Source organism: Janibacter sp. UYMM211, assembly GCF_040547045.1.
Classification (GTDB): domain Bacteria; phylum Actinomycetota; class Actinomycetes; order Actinomycetales; family Dermatophilaceae; genus Marihabitans; species Marihabitans melonis.
The window spans coordinates 310,425-331,275 of the sequence record NZ_JBEPOY010000001.1 but is presented as its reverse complement, the minus strand read 5'-3'; the positions used below and the strand labels follow the sequence as shown (position 1 = coordinate 331,275).

Annotated in this window: 16 protein-coding genes; 12 read left to right on the top strand and 4 right to left on the bottom strand. The window is 73.8% G+C overall.

The features are described from left to right. The first annotated feature begins 14 nt into the window (after positions 1-14). A complete protein-coding gene (infB, locus tag ABIB53_RS01480) occupies positions 15-2,933 on the top strand; it encodes a translation initiation factor IF-2 (protein WP_354586835.1) in 2,919 nt (972 codons plus the stop codon). A gap of 75 nt (positions 2,934-3,008) precedes the next feature. On the opposite strand, the gene ABIB53_RS01475 is transcribed toward infB, so the two are convergent. The 3 genes from ABIB53_RS01475 to ABIB53_RS01465 all read right to left on the bottom strand — a co-directional run bounded on the left by ABIB53_RS01475 (position 3,009) and on the right by ABIB53_RS01465 (position 5,519). Then, positions 3,009-4,256, bottom strand: coding sequence for a Dyp-type peroxidase (locus tag ABIB53_RS01475; RefSeq protein ID WP_354586834.1), 1,248 nt, complete (start codon positions 4,254-4,256; stop codon positions 3,009-3,011). Next, the gene (locus ABIB53_RS01470; RefSeq protein ID WP_354586833.1) at positions 4,253-4,855 is read right to left on the bottom strand and encodes a copper chaperone PCu(A)C; all 603 of its coding nucleotides are present in this window, start codon (positions 4,853-4,855) and stop codon (positions 4,253-4,255) included. Before ABIB53_RS01470 ends, ABIB53_RS01475 begins: the two co-directional genes overlap by 4 nt. A gap of 97 nt (positions 4,856-4,952) precedes the next feature. Beyond that, a complete protein-coding gene (locus ABIB53_RS01465) occupies positions 4,953-5,519 on the bottom strand; it encodes a hypothetical protein (protein WP_123092809.1) in 567 nt (188 codons plus the stop codon). Between the two features lie 103 nt (positions 5,520-5,622). Between ABIB53_RS01465 and ABIB53_RS01460 the strand changes: the two genes are divergently transcribed. The 9 genes from ABIB53_RS01460 to ABIB53_RS01420 all read left to right on the top strand — a co-directional run bounded on the left by ABIB53_RS01460 (position 5,623) and on the right by ABIB53_RS01420 (position 17,494). Next, positions 5,623-6,228 (top strand): DUF4190 domain-containing protein, encoded by a 606-nt coding sequence (locus tag ABIB53_RS01460; protein WP_354586832.1) that lies wholly within the window; start codon positions 5,623-5,625, stop codon positions 6,226-6,228. Positions 6,229-6,315: 87 nt separating this feature from the next. Beyond that, a complete protein-coding gene (locus ABIB53_RS01455; protein ID WP_354586831.1) occupies positions 6,316-6,795 on the top strand; it encodes a hypothetical protein in 480 nt (159 codons plus the stop codon). A 70-nt stretch (positions 6,796-6,865) separates the two neighbouring features. Further along, complete coding sequence (gene rbfA / locus ABIB53_RS01450; RefSeq protein WP_068274885.1) at positions 6,866-7,309, top strand: 30S ribosome-binding factor RbfA; 444 nt, start codon at positions 6,866-6,868, stop codon at positions 7,307-7,309. Next, positions 7,306-8,259 carry a tRNA pseudouridine(55) synthase TruB gene (truB, locus tag ABIB53_RS01445; RefSeq protein WP_354586830.1) on the top strand — a complete coding sequence of 318 codons (954 nt, stop codon included), beginning with the start codon at positions 7,306-7,308 and terminating at the stop codon, positions 8,257-8,259. The genes rbfA and truB overlap by 4 nt, the downstream gene beginning before the upstream one ends. A gap of 50 nt (positions 8,260-8,309) precedes the next feature. Further along, positions 8,310-9,269, top strand: coding sequence for a bifunctional riboflavin kinase/FAD synthetase (locus ABIB53_RS01440; protein ID WP_123092813.1), 960 nt, complete (start codon positions 8,310-8,312; stop codon positions 9,267-9,269). 16 nt (positions 9,270-9,285) lie between these two features. Then, positions 9,286-10,431: an FtsW/RodA/SpoVE family cell cycle protein gene (locus tag ABIB53_RS01435; RefSeq protein ID WP_354586829.1), complete on the top strand. Its 1,146-nt coding sequence runs from the start codon at positions 9,286-9,288 to the stop codon at positions 10,429-10,431. Positions 10,432-10,584: 153 nt separating this feature from the next. Further along, complete coding sequence (locus ABIB53_RS01430) at positions 10,585-12,441, top strand: AMP-dependent synthetase/ligase (RefSeq protein ID WP_354586828.1); 1,857 nt, start codon at positions 10,585-10,587, stop codon at positions 12,439-12,441. 159 nt (positions 12,442-12,600) lie between these two features. Further along, positions 12,601-14,583, top strand: coding sequence for a TIGR03960 family B12-binding radical SAM protein (locus tag ABIB53_RS01425; RefSeq protein ID WP_354586827.1), 1,983 nt, complete (start codon positions 12,601-12,603; stop codon positions 14,581-14,583). Positions 14,584-14,638: 55 nt separating this feature from the next. Further along, entirely contained in the window at positions 14,639-17,494 is a 2,856-nt protein-coding gene (locus ABIB53_RS01420) for an FAD-binding and (Fe-S)-binding domain-containing protein (protein WP_354586826.1), read from the top strand. Positions 17,495-17,615: 121 nt separating this feature from the next. On the opposite strand, the gene ABIB53_RS01415 is transcribed toward ABIB53_RS01420, so the two are convergent. After that, positions 17,616-18,983 carry a transaminase gene (locus ABIB53_RS01415; RefSeq protein ID WP_354586825.1) on the bottom strand — a complete coding sequence of 456 codons (1,368 nt, stop codon included), beginning with the start codon at positions 18,981-18,983 and terminating at the stop codon, positions 17,616-17,618. 71 nt (positions 18,984-19,054) lie between these two features. Here ABIB53_RS01415 and ABIB53_RS01410 point away from each other — a divergent pair, with 71 nt between their 5' ends. Together ABIB53_RS01410 and ABIB53_RS01405 are read left to right on the top strand one after the other, a co-directional pair. Next, positions 19,055-19,774, top strand: a complete 720-nt coding sequence (locus ABIB53_RS01410) for an MBL fold metallo-hydrolase (RefSeq protein ID WP_354586823.1) — start codon at positions 19,055-19,057, stop codon at positions 19,772-19,774. A 288-nt stretch (positions 19,775-20,062) separates the two neighbouring features. After that, positions 20,063-20,821, top strand: coding sequence for a TIGR03936 family radical SAM-associated protein (locus ABIB53_RS01405; protein WP_354586822.1), 759 nt, complete (start codon positions 20,063-20,065; stop codon positions 20,819-20,821). The last annotated feature ends 30 nt before the right edge of the window (positions 20,822-20,851 follow it).

Below are 20,851 nucleotides of genomic sequence, written 5' to 3'. Positions count from 1 at the left end.
GGAGAAGGAGAAACGTGGCTAAGGTCCGTGTCCACGAGCTCGCCAAGGAGCTCGGCGTGTCCAGCAAAGATCTGCTGGCGCATCTGAAGGAGATGGGCGAGTTCGTGAAGTCCGCGAGCTCGACCATCGAGGCCCCGGTCGTGCGCCGGGTCCAGGAGAACCCCCCGGCCGCCCCGGCCGGCAAGAAGTCCGCCGCCAAGGAGTCCGCCCCCGCCGCGAAGCCCGCGTCCGGTGCTGCCCCCTCGCCCGGCCCCCGTCCGGGTCCGAAGGCCCCGGCGGCCCCTGCCCCCGCAGCTCCCGCCCCGGCGGCCCCCACGCCGGCCGAGGCCCCCGCTGCCCCGAAGCCCGCCGAGTCGGCACCCGCCGCCCCGGCTCCGGCCCCGAGCCCGGCCCCCGCGCCGAGCCCGGCGCCCCAGGCTGCGCCCGCGGACAAGCCGAGCGCCACGCCCGGCCCGCGCCCGGCCCCCAGCCAGCCCGAGGCCCCGGCCCGTCCCGCCGCCGGCGGTCCGACCCCGGGTCCGCGCCCCAGCCGTCCCGAGGCGCCTGCCGCCCGTGACCGTGGCGGTCGCCCCGGCGCCGCTCCGCGCTCGGGCAGCACCCGTGGTGGCGGTGCGCCGCGCCCCGGCAACAACCCCTTCGCCTCCTCGCAGGGCATGGGGACCCGTCGTGACGGCGGTGGCGGCTCCGGCGGCCCCCGTCCCGGCAACAACCCCTTCGCCCCCGCCCAGGGCATGCCTCGTCCGGGTCAGCGTCCCCCGCGCCCCGGTGGCGCGGCGGGTGCCGGCGCCGGTGCGGCCGGCCCGCGTCCGGGCGGTCCCCGTCCGGGTGCCCCGACGCCCGGCATGATGCCGGCGAGCAGCTCGGTCGCGCGTCCCGGTGAGCGCCCCCGCGGCGGTCCCGGTGCCCGTGGTGGCGCCGCCGGTCGTGGCCCGGGTGGCCCCGGTCGTCCCGGTGGCGGTGGTCCCGGCGGCTACCGCGGTGGTCCCGGCGGTCGTGGCGGCACCCAGGGTGCCTTCGGTCGCGGTGGCGGTCGCAACAAGCAGCGCAAGAGCCGTCGTGCGAAGCGCCAGGAGTTCGAGCAGATGCAGGCGCCGTCGATCGGCGGCGTCATCGTCCCCCGGGGCGACGGCACGACGGTCGTCCGCGTGCGTCAGGGTGCGTCCCTGACCGACTTCGCCGACAAGATCAACGCCAACCCGGCGTCGCTCGTCACGGTGCTCTTCAACCTCGGCGAGATGGCCACGGCCACGCAGTCGCTGGACCAGGAGACCTTCGAGCTGGTCGGCGCCGAGCTCGGCTACGACATCCAGATCGTCTCGCCGGAGGAGGAGGAGCGCGAGCTCTTCGACTCCTTCAACATCGACCTGGAGACGGGCATCGCCGACGAGGAGGACGAGGACCTCTCGCCGCGTCCGCCGGTCGTCACCGTCATGGGTCACGTCGACCACGGCAAGACGCGCCTCCTGGACGCGATCCGCAACGCGGACGTCCAGGGCGGCGAGGCCGGTGGCATCACGCAGCACATCGGTGCGTACCAGATCCACCGCGAGCACGAGGGCGTCGACCGTGCGCTGACCTTCATCGACACCCCCGGTCACGAGGCCTTCACGGCCATGCGTGCCCGTGGTGCGAAGGTCACCGACATCGCGATCCTCGTCGTGGCCGCCGACGACGGCGTCATGCCGCAGACCATCGAGGCGCTCAACCACGCCCAGGCCGCGGACGTGCCGATCGTCGTCGCCGTCAACAAGATCGACGTCGAGGGCGCCGACCCGATGAAGGTGCGCGGTCAGCTGACCGAGTACAACCTCATCGCCGAGGAGTACGGCGGCGACACGATGTTCGTCGACGTCTCCGCCCGTCAGGGGCAGAACATCGACAGCCTCCTCGAGGCCGTCCTGCTCACCGCCGACGCGGCGCTCGACATGCGGGCCAACTCCGACCGTGACGCCCGTGGTGTCGCGATCGAGGCCAACCTCGACAAGGGCCGCGGCGCGACCGCCACCGTCCTCGTCCAGGCCGGCACCCTGCACGTCGGTGACGCGATCGTCGCCGGCAGCGCCTACGGACGCGTCCGTGCGCTGCTCGACGAGCACGGCAACACCCTCGACGAGGCGGGCCCGTCCCGTCCGGTCCAGGTGCTCGGCCTGTCGAGCGTCCCCCGCGCCGGCGACACCTTCGTCGTCGCGCCGGACGACCGCACCGCGCGCCAGATCGCCGAGAAGCGCGAGGCCGCGGACCGTCAGGCCTCGCTGGCCAAGGCGCGCAAGCGGATCAGCCTCGAGGACCTCGACAAGGTCATCGCCGCCGGCAAGATCGACACGCTCAACCTCATCCTCAAGGGCGACGTGTCCGGCTCGGTCGAGGCGCTCGAGGACGCGCTGCTGCAGATCGACGTCGGCGACGACGTGGACCTGCGGATCATCGACCGCGGCGTCGGCGCGATCACGCTGAACAACATCAACCTCGCGATGGCGTCCGACGCGATCATCATCGGCTTCAACGTGCGGGCCGAGGGCCAGAACGCCGAGGTCGCCGAGCGCGAGGGCGTCGAGATCCGGTACTACTCGGTCATCTACAACGCGATCGAGGAGATCGAGCAGGCTCTCAAGGGCATGCTCAAGCCGGAGTACGAGGAGGTCGAGCTCGGCACCGCCGAGATCCGCGAGATCTTCCGCTCGAGCAAGTTCGGCAACATCGCCGGCTCCATCGTGCGCAGCGGCGAGATCAAGCGCGGAACGAAGGCGCGCATCACGCGCCAGGGTGTCGTCGTGGCGGAGAACGTCGAGATCGCCGGTCTGCGGCGCTTCAAGGACGACGTCACCGAGGTCCGCGAGGGCTTCGAGTGCGGCATCAACCTCGGGTCGTACAACGACCTGCAGCTCGATGACCTCATCGCCACCTACGAGATGCGCGAGAAGCCGCGCGCCTGACGCGCCCGGATCATCACGACGAAGGGGTGACCCTCCCACGCGGGAGGGTCACCCCTTCGTCGTGCCCGGGCCGGCTCAGCCGTCGAGGACCCGTTCGCCAAGGGCCTCGCCCGGGTGCACCCCCGGCAGGACCGCGACGAGCGCCGAGCCGGTGGTGACCGTCCAGATGTTCAGCAGGTCGGCCTCGGCGAGGCGGCGCTGGACGGGCACGTACTGGCGGTGGGCGTCGGCGCAGTAGGCCGCGAAGAGCAGGCCGTGGGCCGAGCGCGCGGTCTGCGCGCGGGTGAGCGTGCCGACGTCGTCGGCCCCGGGCAGCTCGAAGGAGTACGGCCGGCGCAGGAAGCGCTCCCACGGCTCGCGCGGCATCGCTCGGGCCATGTGCGACGACGGGTCGATGACGGTGAGGCCGTCGGCGTCCGTCGCGTGCAGGTCCGGGGGAGTGCGCTCCCCGCCGCCGGTGAGCGGGGCGCCGTCGGCGAGGCGGCGGCCGATCGCCGCCTCCTTCGCGTGCCCGTCGAGCTGCTCCCAGGTGTCGAGGTTCATCGCGACCCGGCGCAGGACGAGCGTGCTCGCGTGCTCCCACGCCCCGCTGCTCGCGTCGCGCCACAGCAGGTCGTCGTCGAGCCCGTCGACGGCCGGCTGCACGGTGCCGTCGACCTGGCCGAAGGCGTTGCGCTGCGTGGCCCACGACGGCTCGGGCGACGGGCCGCGGTGCCCGGCCTGGGTCCACCGCGAGGTCGTCGTCGAGCCGGCCGCCCGCACGAGAGCCCGCTGGACGCGGGCCGTGGCCTCGAGCGAGCTCGACCCGATCTGGAGCACCACGTCGCCCCCGCTCCAGCGGTCGTGCAGCGCGTCGGTCGCGAAGGAGGGCAGGTCGCGCAGCCACGGCGGCGCGAGGTCGAGCCGTCCGAGCCGGGCGAAGGCGCTGCGCCCGAGGCCCACGGTCACGCTGAGGTGAGCGGGATCGAGGGTCAGCTCCGGGGTGTGGTCGGCCAGCGGCGGCACGCCCTGCGTGATCCGGGCGAGGTCCTGCGTCCACATCCGCAGCACGCGGCGCAGGTCGGCGAGGTCGCTGCCACGGGCCAGGTCGAGGGCGACCCACCGGGTGTGGGTCTGCGGGGGCGTCGTCACCCCGGCCTGGCGGTCGCCGTAGAAGGCGACGGTCCGCGGTCCGGGTGACGTCTGCTCGGCCGCGGCTGCGACCGGCCCCGCCGGGCCGGCGGCCGTGAGCACGGCCGCCGAGCCGGCGAGAGCGGCGCCGACGCCGGACCCGAGCAGGGTCCGACGACGCAGCCCGTGGCCCCCGGAGGAGCCGGGGGTCATCGGCTCGAGCTCGACGTCGCCGAGGTCTCGCCGTGCCCGTCGTGCCCGTCGTGCGACGTGCCGGGCATGTCGGGCGCGTACTCCTCCTCGGCGCCGGAGAACTCCCGGCCGGCGAAGGTGAGGTCGACCTCCTGGCCGTCCGCCGTCGTCACGGTGACGACGTAGTCCTCACCGGCGACGACGTCGCTCGAGAGGTCCATGAGCATGAGGTGGGCGCCCCCGGGGGTGAGCTCGAGCTCGCCCCCGGCGGGGACGGTGTGCCCGTCCTTCGCCTCCTCCATGACCATGGCGCCGTTCTCGTCCTTGCTCATGACGTGGGCCTCGACCATCCCGGCGAGGTCGGAGCGACCGCCGGTGATGACGACGTCCTCGTCACCGGTGTTCGTCAGCGTGCCGAAGGCGGCGGTCATGTCCTGCGAGGCGTCGACGGCCTTGACCCAGCCGTCGGTGACGGTGAGGGACGGGGTGGACGTCGAGGCGGCCGAGGAGGACGAGGCCGTCGTGGTCGAGGTCGTCTTGCCCGACCCGCAGGCGGCGAGGGTGGTGACGGCGGCGAGGCCGACGAGCGCGCGCAGGGCGCGGCGGTGAGTGGTGCGCATGGGTGTCTTCTCCTGTGAGCGATGGGGCCCGCGGCGTGCGGGCAGGGCCGGGCGCACGGGGTGCGTCCGGTGGTGCGCCGGGAGGCGCGAAGGGGGATCAGCTCACAGGGAGAGGTGGGGCCCGGCTCGGGTGCCACCGGGTCAGGCTGCGCGCTCGCGGCGCGACGACCGCGACGAGCACCGCCGGTGCTCCTGGCACCGACCAGCGGGGGAGCGCCGGCGGGCGCAGCCGGCGCACGACGGCGAAGAGGGCCTGCTCGCCGCGCGACCACAGGGCAGCGAGGGCGAGCGTGACGACGAGGTGCAGCCCGAGCATGGTCAGCCCGCCGCCGTCGGTCGAGCCGGCGGGCAGCGGCCCGAGGTGCACGACCTCGTGGCCGCCGTGCGACGACGCGTGCGAGGAGGTGGTGCCCCCCAGGGCGCCGAGCAGGTGGATCGCACCCTGGCCCGCGCCGAGCACCACGGTCGCGACGGCCGGGGAGACCCGCCGTGCGCTGAGCCGCGCCACCGGCACGGTGAGCACGAGGAGCAGGACGAGCAGCGCGACCGGGTGGGGCGTGGTCCCGCCAGCGTGCCAGTGGGCGAGGAGCCCGGCACCCACAGCGCTCGTCGTGAGGGCCAGGCTGCGGACGGCCCTCACGACGGGGAGCCGTCCGGTGGTCATGGCCCCCAGGCTAGGTGGTCCGGCTGCGGGGGGGACGCGCCGCCCGCGCTCTTCGCCGATCCGGGCCAGGTGGGCCCCTAGACTCCGGGCAGCACGACCGACCGTGTCCGTCAACACCTCTCAGGGGATCCTCGTGACCACGCCTCCTCCTCCGCCCGGCAGCGGCGGCAACCAGCCCTACGACCCGACCGGCTCGTCGCCGTACCCCTCGGGCTCGGGCTCGACGCCCGGCTCCGGCTCGACGCCCGGCTCGGGCTCGACGCCCGGCTCCGGCTCCACGCCCGGCTCCGGCTCCACCCCGCCCCCGTCCGGCCCCTCCGGCTCGTCCTACCCGAGCGCCCCGGGCGCCTCCTACGGCAGCTCCGGTCCCGGCGCCCCGCAGGGCAACCCCTACGGCAGCGCGCCGAACCAGTACGGCGCCCCGAAGTCCGGCAGCGACTCGACGAAGATCCTCGCCCTCGTCTCGATGGGCTTCGGCATCGTCGGTGTCGTCCTGTGCTGCTGCTGGGCCCTGCCGATCTTCCCGATCGTCGCGCTCGTCACGGGCTTCATCGCCCGTAACCAGACCAAGACCCACCCGCGCCCGGACCTCAAGACCTTCATCACCGTCGGTCTGGCCACCGGTGCCCTCGGCCTGGTCATCGCGGTCCTGTACTGGATCCTCGTCGCCGCCGGGGTCATCGACCTCAACGCCACGTACAACTACTGAGCGGCTGCCGCCACCTGCGGCTGCTCGTCGACGCGCCCCGTCCGCTCCCGCGGGCGGGGCGCGTCGTCACCTGAGACGGGGGAGCACATGACGACACCACCGCCGCCACCGCCCGGGCCGGGAGAGCCCGGCGGGGTCCCGGGCGACGACCGACCGGCGCGCCCGGACGTGCCGTACCCGGAGGTGCCTCCCCGTGCGGCCCACCCACCGGTCCCGTACGGGGCGCAGCACGTGCCCGGCACCCCCTACGCCCAAGCCGGCGGCGCACAGAGCCCGGGCACCCCGGCCCCGCAGATCCTCGGCATCGTCTCGATCGTCTTCGGCATCGTCGGCATCCCCGCGTCCTGCTGCTGCTGGTTCATCGGCTGGATCTTCCCCGTCGCGGCGCTCGTCGCCGCCGTCGTCGGCCTCACCCAGGCACGCGGGGCCGAGGACTCGCGCCACCGCCCGCTCCTCGTCGCGGGGGCCGTGCTCGGCGGCACCGGGCTGCTCCTCGTGGCGGCCGCCTTCGTCGCCGGCCTGCTCGGCACCATCCCGGGCCTCTACGACGTCCCGGGCGACTACTGACCGGTGCCCGTGCGGGACGCGCGATCGCATACCGTGTCCTCGTCCTGTCCCGACTCACGGAGGTGCCCTCATGGCTGACCCGGCCCGCGCCCGCAAGATCGCCGACCGCATCAAGGAGGTCATCGCCGGCAACCTCGAGTCGATCGTCAAGGACCCCGACCTCGGCTTCGTGACGATCACCGACGTCCGTGTCACCGGCGACCTCCAGCACGCCTCGGTCTTCTACACCGTCTTCGGCGACGACGCCCAGCGCGAGCGCAGCGGACGTGTCCTCGAGGCCAACCAGGGCAAGCTGCGCTCCTTCGTCGGCCGCCAGCTGGGCATCCGGCTCACCCCGACCCTCGAGCTCATCCCCGACGCGCTGCCCGAGACCGCGTCGCACCTCGACGACGTGCTGCGCCAGACCCGCGAGCGCGACGAGCAGCTCGCGCAGAGCGCGACCGGCGCGCAGTACGCGGGCGAGCCCGACCCGTACAAGAAGCCCCGCGAGGACGCGGACCAGAGCGAAGGGTGAGCCGCCCCGCCTCGCGCCCGCGTCGCCCCTTCGCCGGCGACGGTCTCGTCGTCCTCGACAAGCCGGCGGGCTGGACCAGCCATGACGTCGTCGCCCGCTGCCGCGGGCTGTACGGCACCCGCAAGGTCGGACACGCCGGCACGCTCGACCCCATGGCCACCGGCGTGCTCGTCATCGGCGTCGGGCGCGGGACGAAGCTGCTGACCTTCCTCGTCGGGTGCGACAAGGAGTACACGGCGACGATCCGGCTCGGGCAGCGCACGGTCACCGACGACGCCGAGGGCGAGGTCACCGCGAGCGTCGACGCCGCCGCGGTGACCGACGACGCGGTCGCGCAGGGGGTCGCGGCCCTCACCGGCGACATCGAGCAGGTGCCGAGCTCCGTGAGCGCGATCAAGGTCGACGGCGAGCGGTCCTACGCCCGGGTGCGCTCCGGCGAGCAGGTCGACCTGCCAGCTCGCCCGGTGACGGTCTCCGAGCTCGTCGTCCTCGACCGCCGTGCTGCGACCGCCGACGACGGCACCGCCGTCGTCGACCTCGACGTGCGCGCCGTCGTCTCCTCGGGCACCTACATCCGTGCGCTGGCCCGCGACCTCGGCGAGGCGCTCGGGGTCGGGGGCCACCTCACCGCCCTCACCCGCACCCGCGTCGGCGGCTACCACCTCGACGACGCGGAGGACCTCGCCGAGCTCACCGCGCGTGCCGAGGACCTCCAGGCGAGCATGCCCCTCGTCCCGCTCGCCGACGCGGCGGCCGCCTCGCTCGCCGTGCGGCGGCTCGACGAGGCCCAGGCCCGGGCCCTCGGGTACGGCCAGCGGATCGACTCGGAGCAGCCCGGGCGCACCGAGCCGGTCGCGGCCATCGGGCCCGACGGCACCCTCGTCGCGGTGCTCGACGAGTCCGGCGCGAGGGTGCGGGCGCACGTCGTCCTCGCCCCGGCCGGCAGCTGAGGGCGGGCGGGCGCGGCGTGCTGCCCCTCGACTTCGTAGAGTGTGCTGCTGTGCAGCGATGGACCACTCCCGAGGCCACCCCGGACGCCCTGCGTCCGTGCGTGGCGACCTTCGGCAACTTCGACGGCGTCCACCGCGGCCACCGCGCGATCCTCGACCGGCTCCTCGCGGAGGGTCGTGAGCGCGGTCTGCCGACCGTCACGGTGACCTTCGACCCCCACCCCGTCGAGGTCCTGCACCCCGAGCGGGCGCCCGAGCTCATCGCCCCCGGGGCGCTGCGCGACGAGCTGCTCGGCGAGCTGGGCGTCGACGGCGTCCTCGTCGTGCCCTTCACCTGGGAGTACGCCCAGACCACCGCCGAGGACTTCGTCGTCTCCACCTTCGTCGAGGGTCTCGGGGCCACCTGCCTCGTCGTCGGCGCGGACACGAAGGGGTACGGCCGGGGCTACACCGGCGACGTCGACCTGCTGCGCACCCTGGGCGAGCAGCACGGCTTCGAGGTCGTCGTCATCGACGACGTCGGCGACGGCGAGCGCTGGAGCTCCTCCGCGGTGCGCCGGCTCCTCGCCGAGGGCGACGTCGCGGCCGCCGGCGAGATCCTCGGCCGCCCGCACCGGGTCGTCGGCGAGGTCGTCCACGGCGAGCACCGGGGGCGCGAGCTGGGCTACCCGACGGCGAACATGAGCCAGGACAGCCTGGGCATCCTGCCCGCCGACGGCGTCTACGCCGGCTGGCTCGTGCGTCGCGGGCTGCCCGAGGGGCACCCGGACCGGCGCCTGCCCGCCGCCGTCTCGGTCGGCACCAACCCCACCTTCGACGGGGTCCGTCGTGTCCTCGAGTCCTACGTCCTCGACCGCACCGATCTCGACCTCTACGGCGAGCAGGTCGGCGTCGAGCTCGTCGAGCGGATCCGTCCGACGCTGCGCTTCTCCTCCGTCGACGAACTGCTCGACGCGATGAGCACCGACGTCGAGCGCACCCGCGCCGTCCTCGGCGTCACCGCGCCCTGATCGTCGCGGCCGCGTGATGAGCCCGACCGCGACCGCCCGGCGCCCGGGCAGCCGGCGCCCGGGCGGGCGAGTGCGCGAGCTGCTCCTGCGCGGCGACGTCGTCCTCGTCGTCACCGCACTCGTGCTCAGCCTCGTCGGCGCCCTCCTCGTGGGCTCGGCGACCCGCGCCGAGGCGGGCTCCACCGTCTTCGTCAAGCACCTCGTCAACCTCGCCGTCGGGCTCGTCATGGCCGGGGCCCTCCTGCGGCTCGACCGGCACACGCTGCGCGCGCTGGCCCCGGTGCTCTACCTGCTGAGCGTCGCCGCGCTCGTCGTCGTCCTCGGGCCGCTCGGCTCGACCGTCAACGGCTCGCGGTCCTGGGTCGAGCTGCCGGTGGGTCTGTCCGTCCAGCCCTCCGAGCTGGCGAAGGTGGCGCTGTGCGTCGCGCTGCCGATGGTCCTCGCCGACGCCGCCGAGCGCGGCCGGGCGCCGACGACGCGCGACGTCCTCGTCTCCGGTGCCGTCGTCGGCGTGCCGGTCCTGCTCGTCCTCGCCCAGCCCGACCTCGGCTCCGCCCTCGTCCTGCTCGCGCTGTCCGTCGGGGTGCTCGTCGCCTCGGGGGCGAGGTGGCCCTGGCTCGCCGGTCTCGCGCTCGTCGCCGGCGGGGCCGTGCTCGCGGCCTTCACCACGCCGGTGCTCAGCGGCTACCAGCGCGACCGCCTCACGACCTTCCTCGACCCGAGCGCGGACCCGCTCGGCATCGGCTACCAGACCCAGCAGGTGCGCGAGGCGATCGGCTCGGGCGGGCTGCTCGGGTCGGGCCTGGGGGCGGGCGAGCTCACGCAGTCGGGCCGGATCCCCTTCCAGGAGACCGACTTCGTCTTCTCCGTCGCGGGGGAGGAGCTCGGCTTCCTCGGCGGGGCGGTGATCATCGCCCTCTACGGCCTGCTCGTCGCCCGGATCGGGCTCGCCGCCGCGCGGGCCGACCACTTCGGGCGGCTCGTGTGCGTCGGCGTCGCGACGTGGTTCGGCGTGCAGGTCGTCGAGAACGTCGGGATGAACCTCGGGGTGATGCCGGTCACCGGGCTGCCGCTGCCCTTCCTCAGCTACGGGGGCAGCTCGATGTTCGCCTGCTGGCTCGCGATCGCGCTCGTCGTGTCGGCCGCACCGCGCGAGCGCTGAGCCCCGATCCGGCTGTCCCGGAGGCGGATCGGGTCACTCCGCGGCAACTTTCGGGCGCGAACCCGTGACAGCGGCGCCTCCAGATGCGAAGGTCGTGCATCACAGACCCCCGTCGACGGCGCCGGGGGCCGACTGCTATCGAGGAGCCCCCCGTTGAGCGCGACCCACGTCAACCTGCCCAGTGACGAGACGTACGACGCCGCTGTGCTGGCGAACCCGGCCCCGAGCGTGGGCCACCTGCTGCGCGAGCGGATCGCCGCCACCCCCGACCGCGCCGCCTACAGCTACCCCGAGGGCGTCGCCTGGGGCGAGATGACGTGGGCCCAGCTCGGCGACCGCGTGTGGCGCCTCGCCGCCGGTCTCGTCGACCTCGGGGTCGAGGCCGAGGAGCGGGTCGCGATCGCGTGCAGCACCCGCATCGAGTGGGTGCTCGGCGACCTCGCGATCATGGCCGCCGGTGCGGCGACGACGACGATCTACCCGACGACCATCGCCGACGACGTCGCGTACATCCTCGACAACTCCGGCTCCGTCGTCGTCATCGCCGAGGACGCCGAGCAGGTGGCCAAGCTGCGCGAGGTCCGCGAGGTCATCCCCGACGTGCGCACGGTCGTCGTCGTCGACCCCGAGGGCGTCGAGCGCGACGACTGGGTCGTGACCCTCGACGAGCTCGAGGAGCGCGGGCAGGCCGTGCTCGAGGCCACCCCCGGCGTCGTCGACGAGCGCATCGAGGGCACCGGCCCGGACTCGCTCGCGACGATCATCTACACCTCCGGCACGACCGGCCGTCCGAAGGGCGTGCGCCTGCTGCACTCGGCGTGGACCTACCAGGGTGCGGCGACGACCGCGACGGGGATGATGACGCAGGACGACGTGCAGTACCTGTGGCTGCCGCTCGCCCACGTCTTCGGCAAGCAGCTGCTCATGCTCACGCTTGCCACCGGCATGTCGACCGCCGTCGACGGGCGGATCGACAAGATCGTCGACAACCTCGCGGTCGTCCGGCCGACCTTCATGGCTGCCGCCCCGCGCATCTTCGAGAAGGTCTACGCCCGGGTGAGCCTGGGCATGGAGGCCGAAGGGGGAGCCAAGCTCAAGCTCTTCCGCTGGGCCTCCGACCTCGGCCGGGCCCGGGCCGACGCCGAGCAGGAGGGGCGCTCGCTCAGCCCGGTGCAGAAGGCCCAGCTGGCCGTGGCCGACAAGCTCGTCCTGTCGAAGGTGCGGGACCGCTTCGGCGGGCGCATCCGCTTCTTCATCTCCGGCTCGGCGGCGCTCAACACCGACATCGCGCAGTGGTTCAACGGCGCCGGCCTGACCATCCTCGAGGGCTACGGCATGACGGAGACGAGCTCTGCGGCCACGGTCAACCGCCCGTACGCCCAGCGCACCGGCACCGTCGGCTGGCCGCTCATCGGCACCGAGGTGCGCATCGCCGAGGACGGCGAGGTGCTCATGCGCGGCCCGGGCGTCATGCAGGGCTACCACGACAACCCCGAGGCGACCGCCGAGACGCTCGACGCCGACGGCTGGCTGCACAGCGGTGACATCGGCGAGATCGACGAGCGCGGCTTCGTGCGGATCACCGACCGCAAGAAGGACCTCTTCAAGACGAGCAACGGCAAGTACGTCGCCCCCTCGCAGGTCGAGTCGACCTTCAAGGGCCTGTGCCCCTACGTCGGGCAGCTGCTCGTGCACGGCGAGGGGCGTCACTTCGTCACCGCGCTCGTCACCCTCGACGAGGAGGCGATCAAGCCGTGGGCGCAGGCCAACGGCCTCGGCGACGCCACCTACCAGGAGGTCGTCTCCTCGGCCCAGGCCCGCGACATGGTGCAGGGGTACATCGACGAGCTGAACTCTGGTCTCAACAAGTGGGAGCGGATCGGCAAGTTCACCATCCTCGGCCGCGACCTCTCCGTCGAGGAGGGCGAGCTCACCCCGAGCCTGAAGCTGCGCCGCCGCGTCGTCGCCGACAAGTTCAAGGGCGACATCGACGGCATGTACGCCGGCTGACGCCCGACCCTCGCTGGTTCGAAGAAGGATCGTCACCTCGAGGTGACGATCCTTCTTCGACTCGGCAGACGCAGTGGTGCGACGACGACGAAGGGGGGACGACACCCCTTCGTCGGCGGCCGTTTGGGCTGGTGGCGGGCGGGACCTACCCTGGAACCCATGTCTGGACAGTCTCGTTTCGCCGACCTCGAGCCGCTGCTCGAGCGGGTCAGCAAGCCCATCCAGTACGTCGGGGGCGAGCTGAACTCCACGGTCAAGGACTGGGACTGCGGCGGACGCGGCCCCGGCGGCGAGGACCTCACGACCCGGTGGTGCCTCATGTACCCCGACGCCTACGAGGTGGGCGTGCCCAACCAGGGCGTCATGATCCTCTACGAGGTGCTCAACGAGCGCGACGACGCCCTCGCCGAGCGCACCTACGCGGTGTGGCCGGACATGGAGGCCCTCATGCGCGAGCACGAGGTGCCCCAGCTGAGCGTCGACGGCCACCGCGCGGTGCGCGACTTCGACGTCTTCGGGCTGTCCTTCTCGACCGAGCTCGGCTACACGAACATGCTCACTGCGCTCGACCTCGCGGGCATCCCGCTGCACGCGGCCGACCGCACCGACGACGACCCGATCGTCCTCATCGGCGGTCACGCGTCCTTCAACCCCGAGCCCGTCGCGGGCTTCATCGACGCCGCCATCGTCGGCGACGGCGAGGAGGCGGTGCTCGCGGCGACCGACATCATCGGCGCGTGGAAGGCCCAGGGCTCGCCCGGCGGCCGTCTGGAGCTGCTGCGCCGTCTCGCCGAGACCGGTGGCGTGTACGTGCCGGCCTTCTACGACGTGTCCTACCTGCCCGACGGGCGCATCCAGCGCGTCGCGCCCGCCGAGAGCGGCATCCCGTGGCGGGTCGCCAAGCACACGGTCATGGACCTCGACGAGTGGCCCTACCCGAAGAAGCCCCTCGTCCCGCTCGCCGAGTCGGTCCACGAGCGGATGTCGGTCGAGATCTTCCGCGGCTGCACCCGCGGCTGCCGCTTCTGCCAGGCGGGGATGATCACCCGCCCGGTGCGCGAGCGCTCCATCACCGGCATCGGCGAGATGGTCGAGGCGGGTCTGCAGGCCACCGGCTTCGAGGAGGTGGGCCTGCTCTCGCTGAGCTCGGCCGACCACTCCGAGATCGCCGAGGTGACCAAGGGCCTGGCCGACCGCTACGAGGGCACGAACACCGGCCTGTCGCTGCCGTCGACCCGCGTCGACGCCTTCAACATCGACCTCGCCAACGAGCTGACCCGCAACGGTCGTCGCTCCGGGCTCACCTTCGCGCCCGAAGGGGGGTCCGAGCGGATCCGCAAGGTCATCAACAAGATGGTCACCGAGGACGACCTCATCAAGACCGTCTCCGCCGCCTACGGCGCCGGCTGGCGCCAGGTGAAGCTGTACTTCATGTGCGGCCTGCCGACGGAGACCGACGAGGACGTCCTGCAGATCGCCGAGGTCGCCAAGCGCGTCATCGAGACCGGTCGTCAGGTCGCCGGGCACAACGACATCCGGTGCACCGTCTCCATCGGGGGCTTCGTGCCCAAGCCGCACACCCCCTTCCAGTGGGCCAGCCAGCTCTCCGCCGAGGAGACCGACGCCCGCCTGGCCAAGCTGCGCGAGGCGATCCGCTCCGACAAGCGCTACGGGCGCTCCATCGGCTTCCGATACCACGACGGCAAGCCCGGCATCGTCGAGGGCCTGCTGAGCCGCGGCGACCGCCGTATCGGCCGGGTCATCGAGGAGGTGTGGCGCGACGGCGGTCGTTTCGACGGCTGGAGCGAGCACTTCTCCTACGAGCGCTGGATGGCCGGCGCCGAGCGCGGCCTGGCCGGCACGGGCGTCGACGTCGACTGGTACACCACCCGCGAGCGCGGCGAGAGCGAGGTCCTGCCCTGGGACCACATCGACTCCGGGCTCGACAAGGAGTGGCTGTGGCAGGACTGGCTCGACGCGGTCGACGAGACCGAGGTCGAGGACTGCCGCTGGACCCCGTGCTTCGACTGCGGCGTGTGCCCGCAGATGGGCACCGACATCGAGGTCGGCCCGACCGGCAAGACCCTCCCGCCGCTCACCGTCCTCGGCTCCGGCAAGGAGTCGATGGTCCGCGGGGCGTGACCACGCTGCGGGACCGGCTGGGGCCGGTCCCGCGGTCCGGGAGAGGATGGCGCGCATGAGCGTGAGCCTGGACGACCTCGGGGCCGAGCTGCGCCGTGCCGGCATCGCCGACGTGCGGACCGACCCGCTGTCGATCGGCATGTACGCGGCGGACGCCTCGATCTACCGCGTGCCCCCGCGTGCGGTGGTGCTGCCCCGCGACACCGACGAGGTCGCCGCGGCGCTCGCCGTCGCCCGCAGCACCGGTGTGCCCCTCACGGCACGCGGTGCGGGCACCTCGTGCGCCGGCAACGCGATCGGCCCGGGCATCGTCGTCGACACGAGCCGTCACCTCGGGCGGGTGCTCGAGGTCGACCCGGAGAGCCGGACCGCGCTCGTCGAGCCCGGCACCGTGCACGCCACGCTGCAGGCGAGCGCCCGTCAGCACGGGCTGCGCTTCGGCCCGGATCCGAGCAGCCACACCCGCTGCGTCATCGGCGGGATGATCGGCAACAACGCCTGCGGCAACCGCGCGCTCGGCTACGGGCGCACGTCCGACAACATCTCCGCGATGAGCCTGCTGCTCGCCGACGGCCGCGCCGTCGAGACGACGACGGGGGTCGGGGGCACCCCTTCGCTCACCGGCGCCGACGACCTCGTCTCCCGCCTCACCGCTCTCACCGACGACCACCTCGCGACGATCCGCACCGAGCTCGGCCGCTTCGGCCGGCAGGTGAGCGGGTACGCCCTGGAGCACCTCCTGCCCGAGCACGGCCGCGACGTCGGGCGGATGCTCGTCGGCTCCGAGGGGACCCTCGCCGTCGTCACCCAGGCCCGGGTCCGCCTCGTCACCGACCCGTCGGCGACCTGCCTCGTCGCGCTCGGCTTCGAGGACATCTACGCCGCCGGCGACGTCGCCCACCTGCTGCGCGGGCTCGGCGCCGTGGCCGCCGAGGGCATCGACCGCCGCATCGTCGAGGTCACCGCCCGCCGTCGCGGGCCGGCCGCCGTCCCCGACCTGCCGAAGGGGGCCGCCTGGCTCTTCGTCGAGGTCACCGGGGCCGACGAGGGCGAGGCGATGGCCGCGGCCCGCCGCGTCGTCGCCGAGATCCCGGCCGTCGAGGCACGGGTGGTCACCGACCCGGCCGAGGTGCGGGCGCTGTGGCGCATCCGCGAGGACGGCGCCGGGCTGTCGAGCCGCTCGCCGCGCGACCGGCCGGCGCACGCCGGGTGGGAGGACGCCGCGGTGCCGCCCGAGCGCATGGGCGAGTACCTGCGCCGGCTCGACGCGCTGCTCGCCGAGCACGACGTCACCGGGCTGCCGTACGGCCACTTCGGCGACGGCTGCCTGCACATCCGCCTCGACGTCGACCTCGCCTCGCCGGGCGCCCCGGCCCGCTACCGCTCGCTCGTCGAGGACGCCGCGGACCTCGTCGCCTCGCTCGGGGGCTCGCTGTCCGGCGAGCACGGCGACGGGCGCGCCCGCAGCGCCCTGCTGCCGCGGATGTACTCGCCCGAGGTCATCTCGCTCTTCGGCGCGGTCAAGCACGCCTTCGACGAGCACGGGCTGCTCAACCCCGGTGTCCTCGTCGACCCCGACCCGGCCGAGGCCTCGCTGCGCATCCCGCGCGCCCGCCCGGTGACCCGGTCGCGCGACGGGCTCGCCTTCGCCTACCCCGAGGACGACGGCGACCTCAGCCAGGCGCTGCACCGCTGCACCGGGGTCGGCAAGTGCCGGGCCGCCGGCACGTCGAGCACCGTCATGTGCCCGAGCTACCTGGCCACCCGCGAGGAGAAGGACTCGACCCGCGGCCGCGCCCGCGCGCTGCAGGAGATGCTCGACGGCGGGACGATCAGCGGCGGCTGGCGCGACCCGGCCGTGCACGAGACCCTCGACCTGTGCCTGTCGTGCAAGGGCTGCGCGAGCGACTGCCCGACCGGCGTCGACATGGCGACGTACAAGGCCGAGGTGCTCCACCAGACCTACCGCGGGCGGCTGCGCCCGCGCTCGCACTACTCGCTGGGCCGGCTGCCGGAGCTCTCGCGGATCGCCTCCCGCATGCCCCGGGTCGTCAACGCCCTCACCTCGCTGCCCGGGGCCAAGCGGCTCACCCTGCCGCTCGCGGGCGTCGACCCCCGCCGCAACCTGCCGACCTTCGCGCGCCAGACCTTCCGGGCCTGGGCCGACGGCGAGGGCCTCGTCCGTCCGGCCGGCGACGCCGCCGGCCTCGACCACCCCGTCGCGATCTTCGTCGACTCCTTCACCGACCACTTCTCGCCACGGGTCGGCCAGGCCGCGGTGACGCTGCTGCGGCAGGCGGGGTACACCCCCTTCGTCCCGGCGGAGCGGGGCTGCTGCGGGCTCACCCTCATCTCGACCGGACAGCTCGACCGGGCGGCGAGCACCCTCGCGCAGGCGAGCGAGGCGCTGGCGCCGGCGGTCGCGGCCGGGGTCCCGGTCGTCGGTCTCGAGCCGAGCTGCACCGCAGCGCTGCGCCACGACCTGCCGCGTCTGGTCGACACGGACACGGCCCGCTCGGTCGCCGAGGGCGTGCGCACCGTCGCCGAGCTGCTCGTCGTGGCGCAGGACGAGGGCCGCTGGAGCGCGCCCGACCTCACCGGCACCACCGTCGTCGCGCAGCCGCACTGCCACCACCACGCGGTGATGACGTGGCAGGCCGACGAGGCGCTGCTCGCCCGGACCGGCGCCACCGTGCAGCGGCTCGGCGGGTGCTGCGGGCTCGCGGGCAACTTCGGGGTCGAGCTCGGCCATTACGAGGTGTCCGTCGAGGTGGCGCGCCAGCAGCTGCTGCCGGCGATGGAGGCCGCGCCCGACGCGGTCGTCCTCGCCGACGGCTTCTCCTGCCAGACCCAGGTCGCCGACCTCTCCGACCGCGAGGCGATCCACCTCGTGGAGCTCCTCACCCGCTGACCTCGCTGCCCCCTGACCCGCTGCCCCCCCTTCGCCGAGGTATGGCGATCGGTCGCCATGCGGTCGCGATCACGACCGATCGCCATACCTCGGCGAGGGGGGGGGCAGGGCGAAGGGGGAATCAGCCGCGCAGGGCGGCAGTCACCTCCGCGAAGACCGCGGTGTGACCGGCGACGTCGGCCTCGCTCGTCGTCGGGCACATGAGCGCCATGTTGTGGAAGGGCGTCATGAGGTAGCCGCGGTTGACGAGCGCGAGGTGGAGGTAGGCGTCGAGCTCGTCGTCCGCCGCGGCGGCCGACTCCGCGCCGGTGCGCGGGGCGGGGGAGGCGAAGCGGTACTCCGCGCGCGCCCCGAGCCGGCTCACCGACCACGGCAGGTCCTGGGCGTCGATCGCGTCCTGCACCCCGGCGGTGAAGTCGGTCGCGAGCCGCTCCATCCGCTCGAAGGCCTCCCGCGTGAGGACCTCGCCGAGGGTGGCCCGCGCCGCGGCGAGGCTGAGGGCGTTGCCCGCGAGGGTGCCACCGACCCCGCCGACGTCGACGATGTCGGCGTCGCCGCTCTCGGTGCGCCGCATGACGTCCGCGGCCAGCTCCTCGCTCAGCCCGTAGGCACCGATCGGCACCCCGCCGCCGATGGACTTGCCGATGACGACGACGTCGGGCTGCAGCCCCCACGCGGTCGTCGCCCCGCCCCACCCGGCGGAGAAGGTGTGGGTCTCGTCGATCATGAGCAGGGCGCCGTACCGCGTGGCCAGCTCGCGCAGCCCGCTCATGAAGCCGTCCTCGGGCAGGACGATGCCGATGTTCGTCAACGCCGGCTCGGTGAGCACCGCGGCGACGTCGCCGTGGCGCAGCTGCTCCTCGACGCTCGCCAGGTCGTTCCACGTCGCCGCGCGCGTCGTGAGGTCGAGCGGCACCGGAGGAGCGACGTTGCCGGGCCGGCTCACGGTCGTGCCGTCAGGACCGGGCAGGGCGAAGGTCTCGTCGACGCTGCCGTGGTAGCAGTGCCCGAAGACGAGGATCTTGCTGCGGCCGGTGACGAGGCGGGCAAGGCGCACCGCCCACCGGTTGGCGTCGGTGGCGGAGAGGGTGAAGCTCCAGCGCGGCACCGTGAAGCGCCGGGTCAGCTCGGCGGCGACCCACTGCGCGTCGGCGGTCGGCAGCATCGTCGTCAGCCCGCCGAGGTCCTGGGCGCGGCGCCGGATCGCCGCGAGCGTCGGGTCGGGGGAGTGCCCGGCCATCGCGCCCGTGTCGCCGAGCGCGAGGTCGACGAGCTCGTGACCGTCGAGATCGGTGACGCGGTTCCCCTTCGCCGCCTCGAAACCGAGCGGGAAGCCGCCGGCCCACATCCGCATCCACGTCATCGGGACCTGCCCGAAGAGGTTCGTCCCCTCCTCGTGCAGCGCGCGGCTGCGCGGGTTGGCGGCGGCGTAGGCGGCGGTCTCGGTCTGCAGCAGCGCGCGCAGCCGGGTGCGGTCGACGGGTGTCATGAGCACACCGTAGGAGCAGCGAAGGGGGCGCGCGGCCCCCTTCGTCAGGTCGGTCGTGCCAGGCTGGTGCGATGGCGCGCGACCTCGTCGTCCCCCTCGCCCCCGGCGTGTGGCGCATCCCGCTGCTCGGCGACTTCGTCAACGGCTTCGTGCTGCGCGACGACGACGGCCAGGTGACCCTGCTCGACATGGGGGTGGCGCGGTCGGGGCCGAAGGTCATGGCGGCGCTCGCGGCGATCGGCGCGGGCCCCTCCGACGTCACCCGGCTGCTGCTCACCCACGCGCACCCGGACCACGCCGGGGGAGCGGCGCACGTCGCGCGCGAGACGGGGCGGTCCTTCGAGATCCACGAGGACGACGTCGAGCACGCCCGCACCGGCACCTCGCCGCCGCGGGACCGGACGCTGCGGCTCGGGCGGCTGCTCGACCGCCTCGCGAAGGGGTCCTTCGACCCGGTCCCGGTCGAGCGCGGCCTCGTCGACGGCGAGGTCCTCGACGTCGCGGGCGGGCTGCGGGTCATCCACACCCCGGGGCACTCGCCGGGGCACGCGTCCTTCCTCCACGAGCCGACCGGGACGCTCGTCACCGGCGACGCGATCTTCAACGTGCGCGGGGTGCGGTGGCCGGTCGCGTCCTTCTGCACGAGCTACGCGATGACGAAGGCGACGGCGCACCGCCTCGTCGAGGTCGACTACGCGCTCGCGGCCTTCACCCACGGGCCCGAGCTGCGCGACCGGCCGCGGCAGACGATCACCGACTTCCTCCACCGCGAGGGCCACCTCGAGGGGTGACGGCCGCCCCCTTCGCCCGCTGAGCATGACTTACCCCGGCTCAGCACGAGTTTCATACTCGTGCTGAGCGGGGGTTTATCGGGTGACCCGAGAAACCTGTGGCTGGTGTGGCGCCCCACCCCCCGACCGGGGCTCGCGGGCCCGCGGTGCCCCCCCTTCGCCCGCTGAGCATGACTTACCCCGGCTTCGCACGGGTTTCTTACTCGTGCTGAGCGGGGGTTTATCGGGTGACCCGAGAAACATGTGGCTGGTGGGGCGTCCCCGGAGCGCCCCGTACCCTTGGTGGCCATGTCACCGCAGCGCACCCCGGACGGACCGCCCCCGCCCCCACCGGTCCAGAAGCTGCGGGTGCAGTACGCCCGGCGCGGGCGGCTGCGCTTCTCCTCGACGCGTGACTTCGCCCGGGCGCTCGAGCGGGCGCTGCGTCGCTCGGGGGTGCCGATGGCCTTCTCCGCCGGCTTCCACCCGCACCCGAAGATCTCCTACGCCAACGGCGCCCCGACGGGGATGGCCAGCGAGGCCGAGTACTTCGAGATCTCGGTGACCGAGCACGTCGACCCGGAGTCGGTGCGGGTCGCCCTCGACGAGGCGCTGCCGGAGGGCATCGACGTCATCCAGGTCGTCGACGCCACGCCCGGGGCGCTCGCCGACCGGCTGCAGGCGAGCCGCTGGCGGATGGTCTTCGCCGGGGTAGAGGTCGAGGAGCTCCAGCGCGTCGTCGACGCCTTCCTCGCGCAGGAGCTGGTCGAGGTGTCGCGCATGTTCAAGCGCGGTCGCAAGAGCTTCGACGCCCGCGAGCCCGTCCGCGAGACCCGTGTCGAGGCCGGTCCCGATGCTCCCTGTGCGATACTGACGATGGTCGTACGGCACACCACACCGGCCGTGCGCCCCGACGACGTGCTCACCGCGCTGTCGCTCGTCACGCCCTTCGCACCGCCGAGGCCACCGATGGTCACCCGGCTCGAGCAGGGGGTCTGGGACGAGGCGGACGCGACGGTCATCGATCCGCTGATGACCGACGAGGACACCGTCGGCCCGATGGGGTGACGCGCTCGGCGCGAGCCTTCACCGGGCAGC